This is a genomic window from Burkholderia sp. 3C, from assembly GCF_054589155.1.
Genome location: NZ_BAAILN010000154.1, coordinates 70626 through 90064 on the forward strand (window position 1 = coordinate 70626; position 19439 = coordinate 90064).

Below are 19439 nucleotides of genomic sequence, written 5' to 3' on the forward strand. Positions count from 1 at the left end.
CGCATACCGGGCAGGCGCCCTCCACGACAAGCGGAACGCGCCAGCCCAATCGATTCGCACTACGGATCAATATCCGAACGAAGTACCCGAACGGCCCACCCGAAGCCGGCCATTTTCAACGACACGGAGACACCCGATGAACCCGATGCTTTCCCGCACGCTGCGCGCCGCCGCCCTGAGCCTGGCGCTCGCCGGCACCGCCCCGGCCTTCGCCGCGCCGTCCGGCACGGTGGCGTTCCTGATGCCCGACCAGGCCTCGACGCGCTACGAGCAGCACGATTTCCCCGGCTTCAAGGCCGAGATGCAGAAGCTGTGCCCCGCCTGCCAGGTGTTGTATCAGAACGCGAACGCCGACGTGGCGCTCCAGCAGCAGCAGTTCAATTCGGCGATCGCGCAGGGCGCGAAGGTGATCGTGATCGACCCGGTGGATTCGACCGCGGCCGCCTCGCTGGTGCACATGGCGCAGGCGCAGGGCGTGAAGGTGATCGCATACGACCGGCCGATTCCCGCCACGCCGGCCGACTACTACGTGTCGTTCGACAACGAGGCGATCGGCAAATCGATCGCGCAATCGCTGGTTCAGCACCTGAAGGCGAGCGGCGTGCCGGCCGGCAAGGGCGGCGTGCTCGAGGTCAACGGCTCGCCCACCGACGCGGCGGCCGGGCTGATCCGCAACGGCATCCACGCGGGCCTGCAAGGCAGCGGCTACGCCACGCTCGCCGAATTCGACACGCCCGAATGGGCGCCGCCGAAGGCGCAGCAATGGGTGAGCGGGCAGATCACGCGCTTCGGCGCGCAGATCGTGGGCGTGGTGGCCGCCAACGACGGCACCGCGGGCGGCGCGATCGCCGCGTTCAAGGCGGCCGGCGTCACGCCGCTGCCGGCCGTGACCGGCAACGACGCGACCAACGCCGCGCTGCAACTGATCATCGCGGGCGACCAGTACAACACCATCCTGAAGCCGAGCGAGATCGTCGCGGCGGCCGCGGCCAAGGTGGCCACGGGCTTCCTGTCGGGCCAGCCGCCGAAGGGCCAGACGACGCTCTACAAGACCCCCACGCAGTTGTTCACGCCGGCCGTCATTACCGCGCAGAACCTGAAGGCCGAAGTGATCGCCAAGGGCTTCGCGAGCGCGAAGGAACTGTGCACCGGCCGCTACGCGCAGGGCTGCAAGACGCTCGGCATCGCGAACTGATCGACCACGGCCGCGCGGCCTGCCTTGTCCGGCTGGACGCGCGGCAACTCACAGGCAAATCCGTCATGACTCACGACTCCACGTCCCGCGCCCCGCGCGGCGAACCCGTGCTGAGCCTGCGCGGCATCTCCAAGCGCTTCGGCGCGGTGTCGGCGCTGACCGACATCGAACTCGACGTCCACGCGGGCGAAGTGGTCGCGCTGGTCGGCGACAACGGCGCCGGCAAATCGACGCTCGTGAAGCTGCTGGCCGGCGTCCATCAACCGACCTCGGGCACCATCACGTTCGGCGGCAAGCCGGTGGCGCTGTCCGATCCCGGCACGGCGCTCGACCTCGGCATCGCCACGGTGTTCCAGGATCTCGCGCTGTGCGAGAACCTCGACGTGGTCGCCAATATCTTTCTCGGCCGCGAACTGAGCCCGCTGCGTCTCGACGAGGTGCAGATGGAAGTGCGCGCCTGGACGCTGCTCAACGAGCTGTCGGCGCGCATTCCGAGCGTGCGCGACGTGGTGGCCTCGCTGTCGGGCGGCCAGCGCCAGACGGTGGCGATCGCCCGCTCGCTGCTGCTCGACCCGAAGCTGATCATGCTCGACGAACCGACCGCCGCGCTCGGCGTGGCGCAGACGGCCGAGGTGCTGAACCTGATCGAGCGCGTGCGCGACCGCGGCCACGCCGTGATCATGATCAGCCACAACATGGAAGACGTGCGCGCCGTGGCCGATCGCATCGTGGTGCTGCGGCTCGGCCGCAACAACGGCGTGTTCTACCCCGATTCGTCGAACGCCTCGCTGGTGGCCGCCATCACCGGCGCCACCGAGAACGCCGTATCGCGCCGCGCCGGCCGCCGCACCGCCGGCCAGGACGCCGCGCCCAGCCAAGGAAACGATCATGCGCAATGAATCGCAACACGCCCCGCAGCCGGCGCCGGGGCCGGCTTCAAGTCCTGCTTCCAGCCCTTTGCTCGACCGCGCCGACGTACGCGTCAAACACGCCGCCGGCGTGGGCGACACGCTCGCCGCGTTCGCGCAGCGGGTGCGCGCCGGCGATCTTGGCTCGCTGCCGGTGGTGGCCGGCCTCGTGATCATCTGGACGGTGTTCGCCAGCCTGAACCCGGTGTTCCTGTCGGCCAACAACCTCGTCAACCTGCTGTTCGACTGCTCGACGGTGGGCGTGATCTCGCTCGGCATCGTCTGCGTGCTGATGGTCGGGCAGATCGACCTGTCGGTCGGCTCGATCAGCGGCTTCGCCTCGGCGCTGGTCGGCACGCTGTGGATCAACGCGGGCTGGCCGGTGCTGCTGGCGATCGTCGCGGCGATCGCGGCCGGCGCGGTGTTCGGCCTGTGCTACGCACTCCTGTTCAACCGGCTCGGCATGCCGAGCTTCGTCACCACGCTGGCCGGCCTGCTCGCGATCCTCGGCATGCAGCTCTACGTGCTCGGGCCGCCCGGCTCGATCAACCTGCCCTACGATTCGGCGCTGGTCGATCTCGGCCAGTTGCGGGTGCTGCCCGCGCCGGTGTCGCACCTGCTCGCGCTGCTGCCGGGCGCGGCGATGCTGCTGCTCGGGCTGCGCACCCATGCGCGGCGTCGCGCGGCCCGGCTGTCCGCGCCGTCGGCCGGCAGCCTGCTGCTGCGCGCGGCCGCGCTCACCGTGCTGCTCGAAGCGGTGGTCGCCTATCTCGACCGCGGCCGCGGCGTGCCGCTGATGTTCGCGCTGTTCGTCGCGCTGGCCGCCGCCATGCACTACGCGCTGACGCGCACCCGCTGGGGCCGCTCGATGCACGCGGTGGGCGGCAATCACGAGGCCGCGCGCCGCGCCGGCATCCACGTGGGCGCGATCTACGCCAGCGCGTTCGTGCTGTGCACGAGCCTCGCCTCGCTCGGCGGCATCCTGAGCGCCGCACGGCTCGCCTCGGCCAGCCAGCAGGCCGGCTCGGGCGACGTCAACCTCAACGCGATCGCGGCGGCCGTGATCGGCGGCACCAGCCTGTTCGGCGGACGCGGCAGCGCATGGTCGGCGGTGCTCGGGATCGTCGTGATCCAGTCGATCGCGAGCGGCCTGACGCTCCTGAATTTGTCGTCGTCGCTGCGCTTCATGATCACCGGCGCGGTGCTCGCGATCGCGGTGATCGTCGATTCGCTGGCGCGCCGCTCGCGCGTCTCGCACGGCCGCGCCTGACCTTTTTCTCCTGGAGAACTCCGCATGTCTGAACCCTTGAACGGAAAGGTCGCCGCCATCACCGGCGCGGCCTCGGGAATCGGCCTCGCCTGCGCGCGTGCGCTGCTCGACGCGGGCGCCACGGTGGTGCTGATCGACCGCGCGCAGGATCGCCTCGCCGATTGCTGCGCGCAACTGGGCGAGCGCGCGCTGCCGCTGGCGGTCGATCTGCTGAAGCCGGCCGAAGTCTCGGCGATGCTGCCGCGCATCGTCGCGCTCGCGGGCGGCCTCGACATCTTCCACGCCAACGCGGGCGCCTACGTGGGCGGCGAGGTGCTGCACGGCAACCCCGACGAATGGGACCGGATGCTGAACCTGAACATCAACGCGGCGTTCCGCTCGGTGCACGCGGTGCTGCCGCATCTGGTCGCGCAGCGTTCCGGCGACATCCTGTTCACCAGCTCGATCGCGGGCATCGTGCCGGTGGCGTGGGAGCCGATCTACACGGCGTCGAAGTTCGCCGTGCAGGCGTTCGTGCACACCACGCGGCGGCAGCTCATGCAGCACGGCGTGCGGGTGGGCGCGGTCGCGCCGGGGCCGGTGGTGACGGCGCTGCTCGACGACTGGCCGCAGGCGAAGATGGACGAGGCGCTGGCGGCCGGCAGCCTGATGCAAGCCAACGAGGTGGCCGACGCGGTGCTGTTCATGCTGACGCGCCCGCGCAACGTGACGATCCGCGATCTCGTGATCCTGCCCACCAGCGTCGATCTGTGAGATCGTCGCGCCACGCTCCCACTCCAGGAACCGAGACATGACGGATCATCCGAACCCCGACGCGCGCTACCTGATCGGCATCGACGTGGGCACCGGCAGCGCGCGCGCCGGCCTGTTCGACGCGCAAGGGCGCATGGTGGCGTCGGCCAAGCACGACATCGCCGTATTCCACGAGAGCGGCGCGATCGTCGAGCAATCGAGCGCCGAGATCTGGCAGGCCGTGTGCACGGCCGTGAAGGCGGTGTTGGCGCAGGCGGGGCAGGCGGGAATCGCGCCGGCGCAGGTGGCCGGGCTCGGCTTCGATGCGACCTGCTCGCTGGTCGTGCTGGGCGACGGCGGCGCGCCGCTGCCGGTCGGGCCGTCGGAACAGCCCGAGCGCGACATCGTGGTGTGGATGGATCACCGCGCCGTGGCGCAGGCCGAGCGCATCAACGCGCAGGGCCACGCGGTGCTGAACTACGTCGGCGGGCGCATCTCGCCCGAGATGCAGACGCCCAAGCTGCTGTGGCTGCGCGAGCATCGCCGCGCCGTGTTCGACGCGGCCTGGCAGTTCTTCGACCTGACCGATTTCCTCACCTGGCGCGCCACCGGCGACCTGGCGCGCTCGACCTGCACCGTCACCTGCAAGTGGACGTATCTCGCGCACGAGCGGCGCTGGGACGACGGCTACTTCCGCGAGATCGGCCTCGGCGAGCTGGCCGACGAGCAGTTTGAGCGAATCGGGCAGCACGTGGTGGACCCCGGCACGCCGCTCGGCGCGGGCCTCACGGCGCAGGCCGCCGCCGAGCTGGGGCTCGCGCCCGGCACGCCGGTGGCGGCCGGCGCGATCGACGCGCACGCGGGCGGGATCGGCACCGTCGGCGCCGGGCATGCGCCCGAAACCTGCCTCGCCTACGTGTTCGGCACCTCGTCGTGCACCATGACCACCACGCGCGAGCCGGTGTTCGTGCCTGGCGTGTGGGGGCCGTATTTCTCGGCGATGGTGCCGGGCGCCTGGCTCAACGAGGGCGGCCAGTCGGTGGCCGGCGCGGCGATCGAACGGCTGCTGGCGATGCATCCGGCCGCCGCCGACGCCGCGCACGACGCGGCCCGCGCCGGCGAGGCGCTGCCGGTGTGGCTGGCCGGCCGCGCGGTGGCGCGGGTGGACGGCGCGCTGTCGGCCGCCGCGAAACTTGCCGACGGGCTGCATGTGGTGCCCGAATTCCTCGGCAACCGCGCGCCGTTCGCCGATCCGCACGCGCGCGCCGTGATCGCCGGGCTCGGCATGGACACCGATCTCGACAGCCTCGTGGCGCTCTATCTGGCCGGCATTTGCAGCATCGGCTACGGGTTGCGGCAGATCGTCGAGGCGCAGGCGGCGGCCGGCGCGCCGGTCGAGCAGATCGTGATCAGCGGCGGCGCGGGGCGGCTCGACCTGGTGCGCCAGTTGCTGGCCGACGCCACCGGCAAGCCGGTGCTCGCCACCGAGGCCGACGAGCCGGTACTGCTCGGCGCGGCCATGCTCGGCGGCGTGGCGGGCGGCGTGCATAGCGACCTGCGCGTGGCGATGGGCGCGATGTCGCGCATCAGCCGCCGGTATGCGCCGGCCGATGGCGAACTCGCGGTTTGGCATGCCGGGCGCTATCGGGCGTTCGAGGCGTTGCAGCGCGTGGCGCGCGAAGTGCGCTGAACGCGGGGTGGCGCGGGGCGGGACGCGCTCGACGTGCGGCCCCGCTCGGTATGCGCCACGACTTGGCATGCCGGGCGCTATCGCGCGTTCGAGGCGTTGCAGTGCGTGGCGCGCGAAGTGCGCTGAACGCGGGGGTGGCGCGGGGGCGGGACGCGCTCGACGTGCGGCCCGCTGTACCCGCCACACCTGCGCGAGCATCATCGTCTTGTCACGGAACGCGTGTTTGATTCCGTCATCCCGTTGTCGCATTGCGTCGCCCGCCCAGCCCCCTCGCCTTCCGTGACCGAGATGAAAGAACGGCCGCTGCTCGAATACGCGCTGCACCCCGTCGAGGACCGCCTGGTTCACGTCGACGCGTTCTGCCGCGACCTGCCGCTGTTGCGCGGCCTGGCGCGCTGCCCGCTATGCTCGGGCGTGCTGCGCGTGGTGCAGTTGCGCGACCGCTCGCAGGCGCGGCGCTTCGTGCATGCGGCCGGGCCGTTCGCGCGTTGCCCGCTGGTGTCCGACGCGGTGCCGAACCCGCTCGCCGTCAATGTCGGCCCGCCGCTGACCGAGCGCGCCCGGCAACTGCGCGCGAGCTTCTTCCAGCAATGGCAGCGGCACCTGCACACGATCCGGCAAACCGCCTCGGCGTTCCAGGTCACGCGCTTCACGCACGCGATCGAGCACGCCGACGTGCTGAAGCTGTGGGCGTGGCCCACCCTCGCGCAACGCGATATTCCCTACGTGCTGCTGGTGCTGACCGATTTCATGGCCGCCCCGCCCGGCGAGCGGCAGGCCGCGTGGATCCGCTTCTGGTTCGGCGCGCCGGTGCAGAAGGTGGGCGACCTGGGCGACGCGGGCCAGGTCGTGCCGCGCTTGTTCCGGCTGCGCTACAAGCGGCCGCGCATGTCGAAATACCCGAGCGTGCGGCACCTGATCGACTGCCAGGAAGTGCCGATGCCCGCGCACGAAGGCCCGGACGCCGCCGCGCTGCTGACGGGCGCCGATGTTTCGGCCTTCGAATCGTTCGCGCAGAAGATGGCGCGCGTGCCGGGCGAGCGCGGGCGGGAGTGAGCCGGCCACGCGGCCGGCGCGGGCTTCAGGTGTACAGCGACGCTTCCGGCAGCACGCCGGTCAGCGCGAAGCGGCCCACGTCGCGCAGCCGGTAGTCGAGCGGATCGTGCAGCGTGTGCGTGCGCGCGTTGCGCCAGAAGCGGTCGAGCGCGAGCGGCGCAGCCGTGGCGCGCGCGCCGCAGGCATCGAACAGCGCCTCGCCGGCATCGAGCGCGGCGCGCTGCGCGACGATCTTCGCCTCCGACACCGCCAGCGCCACCTCGGCGCGCCCGTCCGCCGTCAGCGCGGTCTTGCGGTCCCACGCGGCCTGCAACGCGCGCGCCGCGCGATCGGCCAGCGCCTCGGCGGCCACCGCCTGCACGCGCATGTCGCCGAAGCGCTGCAAGGTGTACGGATCGTCCTGCGCCTTCTCCACGCCGGCATGAATCCACGGCCGCCCGCGCGTCGCCACGTAGTCGCGCGCCTCGGCCAGCGCACCCTCGGCCAGCCCGACGAACAGGTTGGTCAGCACCAGTTGCGACACCAGCGTGCGCAGCGTGGCGCGCGGGCTCGGCGGCGCTTCCGAGCGATGCAGCACCTCGTCCGCCGCCACCGTCACGCCGCTGAACGACACGCTGCCGCTGTCGGTCTGGCGCTGCCCGATCGGGTCCCAATCCTCGTGCACGGTGATGCCTTCGCGCGCGGTGGGCACCACCGCGAACACCGGCTTGCCGGTCACGGGGTCATGCGCCGACACCGTCATCCGCGTCGAACCGCGCGTGCCCGAGCAGAAGCCCTTGATGCCGTCGAGCCGATAGCCGCCCGCGCCGTCCTGATGCGCGGCGAGGCGCGTGTCGAGCGGATTGACGGCGTTGCCCCACCACCAGCCCTGCTCGACCGTGCCGCGCAGGTAGCGCTCGCGTTGCGCGTCGCTGCCCCACACGTCGACGCTGACGATCTGCAACACCTGGAAGCCCACCAGATGCGCGAGCGCGCTGTCGACGCGCGCGATCGCGCGAATCGTCTGATACACGATCGGCCAATCGGCCTCCTGGCCGCCGAACGCGCGCGGCACGGCCAGCGTCTGCAGGCCGAGGCCGGCCATCCAGGCTTTCTCGCGAGCCGCGTGGCCGCCACGCCGGTCGCGCTCGGCGGCGCTCGCGCGCAACGCCACGATCAGTTCACCGAAGCTCCGCGGCGCATCGGCCTCGGCCTTGACATCGGCCTGCCCACCGGCGGCGGCCGGCGATCGGGAATCGCTCATCGAATCTCTGTTCTCCATCGTTTCAGGTCAGACGAATCGGGGCAGTCATGGCGTCACACGCATTGCGTGCGAAAGCCCGCGCGCCGCCCTCGATATTGCCGACCCGCTGTCGTAAACACGGATATCGCCTTCGCACACGTTTGCGTGCACGATGGCGAGGGGCTTGGCGCCGATGATAGCCGCGCGCGCCGGGCCCGGTCCAACAAGCGATCCGGAAATGGAAATCGGCAAATACGATATGGGCGGCGGCGGGATCACGCGGCGATCCTCGCGTAATACGCAATTTGCAGACGATATTGAAAGCTGCTATTCATGAATGGCCGGACGGGGAAATCCGGCTCGCAAGCAGGCAAACAGACGGATCGGCAAGGCACTGGCATCGCATCGCATCGAAAAACCGGCAGCAATCCGAAATAACGGCGGCGGTTCCCGGGGCGACGTACCCCCTTACCCGGCACGACGGGCCAGGCCCTCGGCGGCGGGTTCATTCAGAGGTAGACCATGAGCATTCAGCACCACGGCGTCGAGATTTGCCCTGCACTCCTGATCGATCGCAGGCAACACACGCGCACCCGCCGCGCGCCCGGCCGGTTCCGGCGCTTCGCCTCGGCGGCCTGCGCGCTGCTGGCCTCGCTCTGCGTGACGGGTGGTGCGGCCCAGGCGGCAGACCTGGTCGTGCCGGCCTACTTCTATCCGTCCGGCTCGGGCTCGACCGCCTGGAACACGCTCGCCACCAACGCCGCCTCGGTGCCGCTGACGGCCATCGTCAACCCGAACAGCGGCCCGGGCACCGCCGTCGATCCGGCCTACACGAACGCCATCGCCAAGGTGCGCACGGCCGGCGGCAAGGTGATCGCCTACGTGCATACGTCGTACGGCAGCCGCTCGCTGTCCGACGTCACGAAGGACATCAACACCTATCTGGCGTTCTACACGGTGGACGGCTTCTTCATCGACGAGATGTCGAACGACAGCACCACCGCGCATGTGCAGTACTACCAATCGCTCTACAACTACATCAAGGGCCTGTCGCCGAACTACCAGGTGGTCAACAACCCGGGCACCAATATTCCGGAGATCTACGCGAGCCTGCCGGTGGCGGACCGCTTCGTGGTGTACGAGGACAAGCAGGCGAATTACGCGAAGTACAAGGCGGCGGCATGGCAGGCGAACTATGCCGCGAGCCGGTTCATCCATATCGTCTACAACGCCACAGCCACGCAGATGAGCAGCGCCCTGCAGTTCGCCGTGACGAACGGGGCGGGTGGTGTTTACATGACGTCGCTGAAGCTGCCGAATCCGTATAACGGGCTGCCGACTTACTGGGATCAGGAGGTGTCGGGGGTGGCGGCGTTGAATCCGCCGGTGACGCAGGCCAAGACAACGTCGACAACGACCGCCACCGCATCGAACCGTCGCCGTTGAACATCGCCGGAGCGCGATCAATTAACAGCCCACAAGCTGTATCCACAAAAAACAGCTTGTAGGCTGTATTTTAAAAATACAGCCTGTATGCTGTAAAATCCGGACGTTCGCCACTTCGTGCGCGTCGCGCCTTCCCATCGTGAACTACCCGGTCAAGACCCTCGGCCAGCTACGGCCGCTGCTGCAAGGCTTCCGGAAATCCGCGGGCCTCACGCAAGCCGCCATGGCCGAGCGGCTTGGCGTGACGCAGCAAACCTACGCCCGCTTCGAAGCCGACCCGTCCACCGCCAGCCTCGAGCGGCTGTTTCGCGTGATGCGCATCCTCGGCATCGAACTGACGCTGAATGACGCGCACGAGCCGGGCAGCACGCCCGCCGCCAGCGATACGTCGCGCGAAAACTGGTAAGCCGTCATGCCCCGCTCGCACCCGGCCACGCGCCTCGCGCTCTGGATGAACGGCATCGAGGTCGGCTATTGGGAACGCGTGCAAGGCGTCGATCGGCTGGCCTACGCCGACAGTTGGCTCGCCGATCCCCAGCGCCGCCCGCTCTCGCTGTCGCTGCCGCTGCGCCCCGGCAATGCGCCGTATCACGGCGCGGCCGTCGCCCACTACTTCGACAACCTGCTGCCCGACAGCGACGCGATCCGCCGCCGCATCGCGCAACGCCATGCCGCGCGCGACGCCTCGCCGTTCGGGCTGCTCGAAGCAGTTGGGCGCGATTGCGTGGGCGCGCTGCAACTGCTGCCGCCCGGCCAGGCGCCGGACGATCTCAAGCGCATCGCCGGCACGCCGCTCGGCGAGCGCGACATCGCCCAATGGCTGCGCGCGCTGCCGCTCGCACCGGCCGCAGGCACCGCCACCGCGCCCGACCTGCGCCTGTCGATCGCCGGCGCGCAGGAAAAAACCGCGCTGCTCTGGCACGACAATACCTGGCTGCGCCCCGAAGGCAGCACCCCGACCTCGCATATCCTGAAGCTGCCGCTCGGGCTGGTCGGCGGCATCGGCGCCGACATGCGCACCTCGGTCGAGAACGAATGGCTCTGCGCGCTGATCGCGGCCGCCTACGGCCTGCCCGTTGCGCCGTGCGGCATCGGCCGCTTCGAGGATCAGAAGGTGCTGGTGGTCGCGCGCTTCGATCGTCGGCTGTCCACGGACGGCACCTGGGTCGTGCGTCTGCCGCAGGAAGACCTGTGCCAGGCCACCGGCATTTCAGGGCTGGCCAAATACGAAGCCGACGGCGGCCCCGGCATCGATACGGCCATGGATATTCTTTCCGGCTCGGTCGACGCCACGCGCGACCGCCGCCATTTCTTCACGGCGCAGATCCTGTTCTGGATGCTCGCGGCCGCCGATGGCCACGGCAAGAATTTCAGCATCGCGCATCTGCCGGACGCGCGTTACCGCGCCACCCCGCTCTACGACATCCTGTCGTTTCATCCGATCATGGGGCGCCGCGCCGGCCAGATCGCGCCGCAGCGCGTGAAGATGGCGATGGCCGTGCGCGGCGCGAACCGGCACTACGCCTGGAGTGAAATCCAGCCGCGCCACTGGTTCGCGCAAGGCAAGCGCAGCGGGTTGACCGAGGCGGACGTTCACGCGATCGTCGAGCGGCTCGTGGCGGCCACGCCCGGCGTGATCGACGAAGTGGCCGCGCTGTTGCCCGCCGATTTTCCGGCCGATCTGGCCGACGCCATCTTCAACGGCCTGCAAAAACAGGCCCGTAAACTGAAAACGGGCCTCTGAAAGGCCCGTTTTCATGACAACCATTTCAACCCGCTACACGCCTCAGCGCTGCGCCACCGCCTGCGTGGCCGATGCCGCACCGGCCGCGCCCACCGCCACCGCCGGCGCGCCCCATCCGCCACCCAACGCGCGAATCAGGTTCACCGTCGACACCGCCTGCGCACCGGTCAACTGGTTCGCCTGCAGTTGCGATTGCAGCACCGAGCGCTCGCTGTCGATCACGTCGAGGTAGGCCACCTGCCCTTCCTGATACTGCGTGCGCGACAGCTTCGCCGCGCGCTGCGACGCGCTCACGGCTTCGCCCTGCGCTCGGATCTGGTCGTCGAGCAGACGCAGGTCGGCCAGGTTGTCCTCCACCTCGCGGAACGCCACCAGCACCTGCTGGCGATAGTTCGCGACCTGCTCGTCGTACTGCGCGCGCGCCTGCTGCACGCCCGCGGCGCGACGCCCGCCGTCGAAGATCGGCAGCGACAGCGCCGAGCCGGCGAACGGCCCGAGCAGGAACGTGCGGCTCGACCACATGAACAGGCTGCCGAGCGTGGCCGCTTCAAAACCGAACGACCCGGTGATGTCGAGCTTCGGGAAGTAGGCCGACTTCGCCAGCCCGACCCGCGCATTGGCAGCCGCCATCGCGCGCTCGGCCGCCGACACATCCGGCCGCCGTTCGAGCAGCGCCGACGGCAGACCGGCAGGAATCCTGATCGCCACCGGCACGATCGGCGTTTCGCTGAACGAAAAATCCGCCGGCGGCTTGCCGAGCAGGATCGCGAGCGCATGCTCGGACGCCGCGCGGCGACGCGCGACGCCCACCGCATCGGCCTGCGCCGAGGCCAGTTCGTTCTTCGCGCGCGACACGTCGAGTTCGTTGATGTCGCCCTCGTCGAAGCGGCGCTGCGCGAGCTTCAGCGATTCCTGGCGCAGATCGACGGTGCGCCGGTACAGGTTCTGATCCGAATCGAGCTGACGCAATTCGAAGTAGTTCTGCGCGACATCGGCCTGCAAGGCCAGTTGCACCGAGCGGAACAGCGCCTCGCTCTGCGCGGTGTCGGCGCGCGACGCCTCCACGTTGCGGCTCACGCGCCCGAACAGGTCCGCCTCGTACGAGACGCTGGTCTGCGCGCGCCACAGCGTGGCGTTGATCGGCCCCGAGCCTTGCGGCAGGAACTGCGAGGCCGACGACACGCCTTCGCGCGTCGGGCCGAAGCCCGCGTCGAGCGACGGGAACCACGCCGAGCGCGCCGCGCGGGTGGAAGCGCGCGCTTCCTCCACGCGGGCGGCGGCCGCCTTCAGGTTCTGGTTCGCGTCGAGCGCCTGCTTCTCGAGCGCGTCGAGCGTGGTGTCGCCGAACACCGTCCACCATTCGCCGCGATGCGCGGCGTCGGCCGGCTCGGCCGGTTTCCAGGTGCCGGCCTGCTCGCCGGCGGCGAGCGTGGGCGCCTCCTTGAAGGCGGCCGGCGTGGTGACGTCGGGCCGCTTGTAGTCGGGGCCGACCGCGCACGCGGCGAGCAGCGCGGACATCAGCGTGCTGATGCCGGCCAGCTTCGCGAGGCGCAGGATCGTCTTGTCGTTTTTCATCGTCTGGTCCTCAAGCATCCGCGGTCGACGGGTCGTACCGCGGCGTATCCTTCTGCGCGACGTGGATCTTGCCACCCGCCAACGTACGCAGCACCACATAGAACACCGGCGTCAGCATCAGGCCGAACAGGGTCACGCCGAGCATCCCGAAGAACACCGCGATCCCCATCGCATGACGCATTTCCGCGCCGGCGCCGGTCGACAGCACGAGCGGCACCACGCCCATGATGAACGCGATCGACGTCATCAGAATCGGGCGCAGACGCAGCCGGCACGCCTCGACGGCAGCCTGGAACGGCGTGCGTCCGTCGTGCTCCAGCTCGCGGGCGAATTCCACGATCAGGATCGCGTTCTTCGCCGACAGCCCCACCAGCACCATCAGGCCGATCTGCGTGAAGATGTTGTTGTCGCCCTGCGTGAGCCACACGCCCGTCAGCGCCGACAGAATGCTCATCGGCACGATCAGGATCACCGCGAGCGGCAACGCCAGGCTTTCATACAGCGCCGCGAGCACCAGGAACACCAGCAGCACGCTGATCGGGAAGATCACCAGCCCGGCATTGCCGGCCAGGATCTGCTGATAGGTCAGGTCGGTCCATTCGAACTTCACGCCGCGCGGCAAGGTTTGCGCCGCGATCCGCTCGACCGCCGCCTGCGCCTGCCCCGACGAGAAGCCCGGGGCCGGGCCGCCGTTCACGTCGGCCGCCGTGTAGCCGTTGTAGCGCACCACCATTTCCGGCCCGAAGGTCGGCGACACCGTGACCAGCGACGACAACGGCACCATCTGCCCCGCCGCGTTGCGCGTCTTGAGCAGGCCGATATCGCCGGCATGCTGACGGAACGGCGCATCGGCCTGCACGCGCACTTGATACACGCGTCCGAAGCGGTTGAAGTCGTTCACGTACAGCGAGCCCAGGTAGATCTGCATCGTGTCGAACACGTCGGTCACGTTCACGCCGAGCTGCTTGGCCTTCACGCGGTCGAGATCCACATTGAGCTGCGGCACGTTGATCTGGTAGCTCGTGAACAGCGGGCCCAACTCGGGCGCCTGCTGCGCGCGCTTGATGAAATCCTGCGTCGCATCGGCCAGCTTCGCGTAACCCACCGCGCCGCGATCCTCGATCTGCATCTTGAAGCCGCCCAGCGTACCGAGGCCCAGCACCGGCGGCGGCGGGAACACGGCGACGAACGAATCCTTGATGCCCGCGTACTGCTGGTTCAGCGCACCGGCGATCGCGCCGGCCGACATCGTCTTGCCGTGACGCTCGTCGAACGGCTTGAGCGTGACGAACACGATGCCCGCGCTGGAGCTGTTGGTGAAGCCGTTGACCGACAGGCCCGGGAACGCCACCGCGCTCTCCACGCCCGGCTGCTTCAGCGCGATCGAGCCCATCTGGCGAATCACCTTCTCGGTGCGGTCGAGCGAGGCGCCGTTCGGCAACTGCGCGAACGCGATCAGATATTCCTTGTCCTGCGCGGGCACGAAGCCGCCCGGCACGAGCCGGCCCATCAGCACCGTCGCGCCGACCAGCACCAGGTAGACGCCGAGCATCAGCGTCTTTCTCGACAGCACGCCGCGCACGCCGCGGCCATAGCCTTCCGCGCCGCGATGGAACACCGAGTTGAAGCGGCGGAAGAAACCGCCGAGCACGCGATTCATCACGCGCGTCAGCCAGTCCGGCTTCTCGTCATGGCCTTTCAGCAGGAGTGCAGACAATGCCGGCGACAGCGTCAGCGAGTTGAACGCCGAGATCACCGTGGAGATCGCGATGGTCATCGCGAACTGCTTGTAGAACTGGCCGGTCAGGCCCGTCATGAACGCGAGCGGCACGAACACGGCCACCAGCGTCAGCGCGATCGCGATGATCGGCCCGCTCACTTCCTGCATGGCCTTGTAGGTGGCCATGCGCGCGGACAGCCCGCTCTCGATGTTGCGCTCGACGTTCTCCACCACCACGATCGCATCGTCCACCACGATCCCGATCGCGAGCACCATCCCGAACAGCGACAGCGCGTTGATCGAATAACCGAACATCAGCAGCAGCGAGAAGGTGCCGATGATCGACACCGGCACGGCGATCAGCGGAATGATCGACGCGCGCCACGTTTGCAGGAACACGATCACCACCAGCACCACCAGCGCGATCGCCTCGAGCAGCGTATGCACCACGGCCTTGATCGACGAGCGCACGAACTGCGTCGGGTCATAGACGATCTTGTACTGCACGCCCGCCGGGAAATCCTGCGACAGCTCCTGCATGGTCGCGCGGACCTGGTCGGAAATCTGCAGCGAGTTCGCGCCCGGCGACTGGTTGATCGCCATCGCCACGGCCGGCTGGTTGTCGAGCAGCGAACGCAGGCCGTATTCCGAGGCGTCGAGCTGCACGCGCCCGAGATCGCGCAGGTGCGTGACCGCGCCGTCGGGCGCCGTCTTGACGACGATGTCGCCGAATTCGCTTTCGTTCTGCAGGCGGCCGCGCGCGTTCACGGACAACTGCAGCGGCGTGCCCGGAATCGACGGCGACGCGCCGATCGTGCCGGCCGCGACCTGCACGTTCTGCTCGCGAATCGCGCGCACCACGTCGTCGGCGGTCAGGTTGCGCTCCGCCACCTTCTGCGGATCGAGCCAGACACGCATCGCGTAATCGCCCGACCCCCACAGCTGGACCTGGCCCACGCCCTGGATCCGCGACAGGCGATCCTTCACGTTGATCAGCGCGTAGTTGCGCAGATAGGTCATGTCGTAGCGGTTGTCGGGCGAGATCAGGTGCACCACCATGGTCAGCGTCGGCGAGCTCTTGACCGTCGTGATGCCCAAGCGCTGCACGTCTTCCGGCAGGCGCGGCAGCGCCTGGTTCACGCGGTTCTGCACGAGCTGCGTGGCCTTGTCCGGATCGGTGCCGAGCTTGAACGTCACGGTGATCGTGAGGTTGCCGTCGCTGTTGGCCTGCGACTGCATGTACAGCATGTCTTCCACGCCGTCGATCTGCTCCTCGATCGGCGAGGCGACCGTCTCGGCGATCACCTTCGGGTTGGCGCCCGGGAACTGCGCCTTGACGATCACCGAAGGCGGCACGACTTCCGGATATTCGGAAATCGGCAGCTTGAACATCGCGATCACGCCGCCGAGCAGGATCAGTACCGATAGGACTCCTGCAAATATCGGACGATCGATGAAAAATTTGGATATGTTCATGGAAAAGCTCTATCGGGTTGTGCGAGTGGTGACGAGGGCGGACCAGCGCCCCGTCACGACTGCGCGCGGCCGCTGGCGGGCTTGGCGGCATCCGCCACCGGCGTGGCCGAATCGCCATCGCCGCCGCCCGTCATCGGCACCATGTGCGCCTTCACCGGTTCGCCCGGACGCACGCGCTGCGTACCGTTGACCACCACCCGGTCGCTCGCCTGCAGGCCGCCGACGATCACGCGCTGATTGCCGTGCAACGCGCCGATCTGCACTTCGCGGTACGTGACGTGATCCTGCTTGTCGAGCACGAACACGAACTTCTTGTCCTGATCGGTGTTGATCGCGGCATCGTCCACCAGCAGGGCCGGATGCGGCGCGCTGCCATCGACCTTGATCCGTGCGTAGAGCCCCGGCACCAGCGCGCCGTCGGCGTTGTCGAAACGCGCACGCACGCGGATCGTGCCCGACGAGGTATCGAGCCGGTTGTCGACCGAATCGACCACGCCGGTGCGCGAGTAGCCGGTTTCGTTGGCGAGGCCCAGATCGACCGGCACGCGGCGGCCGTCGCGCTGGCTGCCGATATAGCGCAGGTAGGTTTGTTCGTCGGCGTCGAACGAGGCGTAGATCGGCGAGACCGACACCACGGTGGTGAGCGGTGCGGCCGAGGCACCGGCCGACACGACGTTGCCGAGCGTGATCTCGGCGCGCGAGGCGCGGCCCGCGAACGGCGCGACGATGCGCGTGTAGCCGAGGTTGATCTTCGCGGTTTCGAGCGCGGCGGCGGCGGCCTTCACGTTGGCGGCCGATTCGCGCGCGGCGTTCTGCTTCTCGTCGTAGTCGCGCTTGGCGATCGCGTTGTCGCCGATCAGGCGCTGGGCGCGCTGCCAATCGGTTTGCGCATAACCGTCGCGCGCTTGCGCGGCGGCCAGTTGCGCAGCGGTGCGGTCGACCTCGGCCTGGTACGGGCGCGGATCGATCACGAACAGCGTGTCGCCCTTCTTGACCAGCGCGCCGTCCTTGAAGTTGACCGACACGATGGTGCCCGACACGAGCGGACGCACCTCGACGCGGTCGATCGCCTCGAGGCGGCCCGAGTAGGTCTGCCAGTCGGTGATCGTTTTCGCCAGCACGTTGGCGACGTCGACTTCCTGCAGCGGCGGCGCGGCGTTCTGCGGGGCGCTCGCGCTCGCGTGGATCACGCCGAACGCGCCGCCGCCGATCACCACGACGACGGCCAGCGCGGCAGCCGCGATGCGTGATTGAGGAGTACGTAAGATTGACATGAAGATCTCCGGTTGCGTTGGAATCAGTGAATTGGTGTTGTTAGTCGTTGGCGTGAGCCTGGAAGCGGCAGGTCAGGAAGCGCACGGCCTCCTGCAGCGCGGGCGCATAGCCGCCCAGCTCCGCGTGCGTAACGTCGGGATAACGAATCACCTGCACCAGCACGCCGGCCTCGATCAGCCGAGCCGCGTAACGCTCGGCCTCGACATGCAGCACGTCGTTCTGGGCGGTGGCGATCAGCGTGGCCGGCAACTTCGCCAGGCGCGCCGATTCGAGCGGCGCGGCATACGGGTGCATGCGTTGCGCCGGTTGCGGCAGGTAGGCGCGATAGCTGGCCGCGCAATCCTTGGCCGTGATGTCGGAAGCCAGTTGGCGCTCGTCGCCCATGCGCGTCATGCTCGGGTCGAGCATCGGGCCAAACAGGGCCTGAGCCACGATGTTCACGTCGCCGCGGTCGCGAGCGATAAACGCCAGACAATTGGCGAGCTGGCCGCCCGCGTCGTGGCCGGCCACCGCGATCCGGCGCGGATTGCCGCCGAACGCGCGCGCCCGGGCCTCGACCCAGCGCGCCGCGCGATACGCGTCTTCCGGCGCGGCCGGGAACGGATGTTTCGGCGCGAGCGAATAATCGACGGACACCACCAGCGCGGGCAGGCGCTCGGCAAGAAAGCGCGCGGCGAAGTCCGCATCGGCCAGCGAGCCGCGAACGAAACCGCCGCCATGGAAATAAAGCACTACTGGCAATCCGGTCTTGTCGGGCCGGCGATACAGCCGCAATACGATGTCCTGGGCATGGCCCTCGATTTCGACATCGGACACTGCGAGCGACGTGCCAGCCCGCTCCGGCGTGGCCGGAGAGGAATTCAGCAGATTGCGAAAACCGGATGCATCCATGAGTCAGGCGCCGAAGCGCGTCCATTTGCAAGATGGAGCGCATTCTGGGTCCGGCAGACATCAGGATAAATGCCTATAATCCGGCAACACAATTCAGGGGCTTTGAACAATCGGCGGATAGACGTGCGCATAAGCATGTCGAACAGGCCGATCGGGGCCGAACAATCCCGGAGGTAAAGCGATGGACCGTCTTCAAGCCATGCAGGTCTTCACACGCGTCGTCGATACGAACAGCTTCACCAAGGCGGCCGAGACCTTGAGCCTGCCGCGCGCCTCCGTCACGACGATCATTCAGAACCTCGAAGCATTTCTCGGCGTGCGCCTGATGCACCGGACCACGCGACGCCTGTCGCTGACGCCGGACGGCGCGGCGTACTACGAGCGCTGCATCCGCATTCTGGCGGAAGTCGAGGAAACCGAGGCGAGCTTCCAGATCAACAACCGCAAGCCGCACGGCAAGCTGCGCGTCGACATGCCCGGCTCGCTCGGGCGGCTCGTGGTGATCCCGGCGCTCAACGAATTCCGCGAACGCTATCCCGACATCGATCTGCAGCTCGGCCTGTCGGATCGCCCCGTCGATCTGCTTCAGGAAGGCGTGGATTGCGTGATCCGGGTGGGCGCTCTGCAGGATTCCTCACTGGTGGCGCGCCGCGTGGGCCTGTTCGAAGGCGTGACGGTGGCCTCGAAGGCCTATCTGGCGCGCTACGGCGAACCGCGTTCGATCGACGATCTGGCCGATCACCGCGCCGTCAATTATTTTTCGAGCCGCACCGGCCGCAACATCGATTGGGCGTTCCTGATCGACGGCAAGGAGGTCGAGGTGAAGATGGAAGGCGTGGTGTCGGTCAACGATGCGGACGCCTACGTCACCTGCGGCATCGAGGGCTTCGGCCTGATCCAGCCGCCGCTGTTCATGGTGCTGCCGCAACTGCGCTCGGGCCAGTTGAAGGAAGTGCTGACGGGCCACAAGCCGCTGCCGATGCCGATCTCGGTGGTGTATCCGCACAGCCGGCATCTGTCGCCGAAGGTGCGCGTGTTCGTCGACTGGGTGGCCGAAGTGTTCGACCGCTGCCCGCTGCTGAACGGCTCGGGCCGCCCGCCGCTCGACACCGTCTGCAGCAAGCGCACGTTCGAGGAAGCGGAACGCGCGCCGATGATCGACACGCCGGTGGTCAGCGAGTGGGCCGCGTAAGGTAAGCACCTGCGGTAAGCACCCACGCGACGGGAATGACGAAGGGG

14 protein-coding genes and 1 pseudogene are annotated in these 19439 nt (G+C 68.6%); 10 read left to right on the forward strand and 5 right to left on the reverse strand.

The annotated features are described in order from the left end of the window. Positions 1–136: 136 nt before the first annotated feature. The 6 genes from ACYP33_RS32480 to ACYP33_RS32505 all read left to right on the forward strand — a co-directional run bounded on the left by ACYP33_RS32480 (position 137) and on the right by ACYP33_RS32505 (position 6851). Positions 137–1195, forward strand: coding sequence for an ABC transporter substrate-binding protein (locus ACYP33_RS32480; RefSeq protein ID WP_414441000.1), 1059 nt, complete (start codon positions 137–139; stop codon positions 1193–1195). Between the two features lie 65 nt (positions 1196–1260). Further along, positions 1261–2094: an ATP-binding cassette domain-containing protein gene (locus ACYP33_RS32485; protein ID WP_459625271.1), complete on the forward strand. Its 834-nt coding sequence runs from the start codon at positions 1261–1263 to the stop codon at positions 2092–2094. Continuing rightward, positions 2084–3373 carry a sugar ABC transporter permease gene (locus ACYP33_RS32490; RefSeq protein ID WP_459625272.1) on the forward strand — a complete coding sequence of 430 codons (1290 nt, stop codon included), beginning with the start codon at positions 2084–2086 and terminating at the stop codon, positions 3371–3373. Before ACYP33_RS32485 ends, ACYP33_RS32490 begins: the two co-directional genes overlap by 11 nt. A 24-nt stretch (positions 3374–3397) precedes the next feature. Continuing rightward, positions 3398–4126 carry an SDR family oxidoreductase gene (locus tag ACYP33_RS32495; protein ID WP_459625273.1) on the forward strand — a complete coding sequence of 243 codons (729 nt, stop codon included), beginning with the start codon at positions 3398–3400 and terminating at the stop codon, positions 4124–4126. A gap of 37 nt (positions 4127–4163) precedes the next feature. Beyond that, complete coding sequence (locus ACYP33_RS32500) at positions 4164–5795, forward strand: FGGY-family carbohydrate kinase (protein ID WP_459625274.1); 1632 nt, start codon at positions 4164–4166, stop codon at positions 5793–5795. Positions 5796–6083: 288 nt separating this feature from the next. Continuing rightward, positions 6084–6851, forward strand: a complete 768-nt coding sequence (locus tag ACYP33_RS32505; RefSeq protein WP_459625275.1) for a hypothetical protein — start codon at positions 6084–6086, stop codon at positions 6849–6851. 25 nt (positions 6852–6876) lie between these two features. Here the strand turns inward: ACYP33_RS32505 and ACYP33_RS32510 are convergent, their stop codons facing one another. After that, the gene (locus tag ACYP33_RS32510) at positions 6877–8094 is read right to left on the reverse strand and encodes an acyl-CoA dehydrogenase family protein (protein WP_459625276.1); all 1218 of its coding nucleotides are present in this window, start codon (positions 8092–8094) and stop codon (positions 6877–6879) included. A 501-nt stretch (positions 8095–8595) separates the two neighbouring features. Between ACYP33_RS32510 and ACYP33_RS32515 the strand changes: the two genes are divergently transcribed. From ACYP33_RS32515 to ACYP33_RS32525, 3 genes and pseudogenes are all read left to right on the forward strand, one after another. Beyond that, positions 8596–9519, forward strand: a complete 924-nt coding sequence (locus tag ACYP33_RS32515) for a spherulation-specific family 4 protein (protein WP_459625277.1) — start codon at positions 8596–8598, stop codon at positions 9517–9519. A 136-nt stretch (positions 9520–9655) separates the two neighbouring features. Further along, positions 9656–9874, forward strand: a pseudogene (locus ACYP33_RS32520) (helix-turn-helix transcriptional regulator); the annotation flags it as partial. 57 nt (positions 9875–9931) lie between these two features. Continuing rightward, positions 9932–11263: a type II toxin-antitoxin system HipA family toxin gene (locus ACYP33_RS32525; protein WP_459625278.1), complete on the forward strand. Its 1332-nt coding sequence runs from the start codon at positions 9932–9934 to the stop codon at positions 11261–11263. A 42-nt stretch (positions 11264–11305) separates the two neighbouring features. Here ACYP33_RS32525 and ACYP33_RS32530 read toward each other — a convergent pair whose 3' ends face one another. From ACYP33_RS32530 to ACYP33_RS32545, 4 genes are read right to left on the reverse strand one after another with little or no spacing between them, the layout of a single operon-like run. Then, positions 11306–12838, reverse strand: coding sequence for an efflux transporter outer membrane subunit (locus ACYP33_RS32530; protein WP_414448404.1), 1533 nt, complete (start codon positions 12836–12838; stop codon positions 11306–11308). Positions 12839–12848: 10 nt separating this feature from the next. Beyond that, positions 12849–16034, reverse strand: a complete 3186-nt coding sequence (locus ACYP33_RS32535; RefSeq protein WP_414448405.1) for an efflux RND transporter permease subunit — start codon at positions 16032–16034, stop codon at positions 12849–12851. A 53-nt stretch (positions 16035–16087) separates the two neighbouring features. After that, positions 16088–17308: an efflux RND transporter periplasmic adaptor subunit gene (locus tag ACYP33_RS32540; protein ID WP_414440989.1), complete on the reverse strand. Its 1221-nt coding sequence runs from the start codon at positions 17306–17308 to the stop codon at positions 16088–16090. 40 nt (positions 17309–17348) lie between these two features. Next, positions 17349–18200: an alpha/beta hydrolase gene (locus tag ACYP33_RS32545; protein WP_459625279.1), complete on the reverse strand. Its 852-nt coding sequence runs from the start codon at positions 18198–18200 to the stop codon at positions 17349–17351. Between the two features lie 181 nt (positions 18201–18381). Between ACYP33_RS32545 and ACYP33_RS32550 the strand changes: the two genes are divergently transcribed. Beyond that, a complete protein-coding gene (locus ACYP33_RS32550; protein WP_414448406.1) occupies positions 18382–19392 on the forward strand; it encodes a LysR family transcriptional regulator in 1011 nt (336 codons plus the stop codon). Positions 19393–19439: the final 47 nt, after the last annotated feature.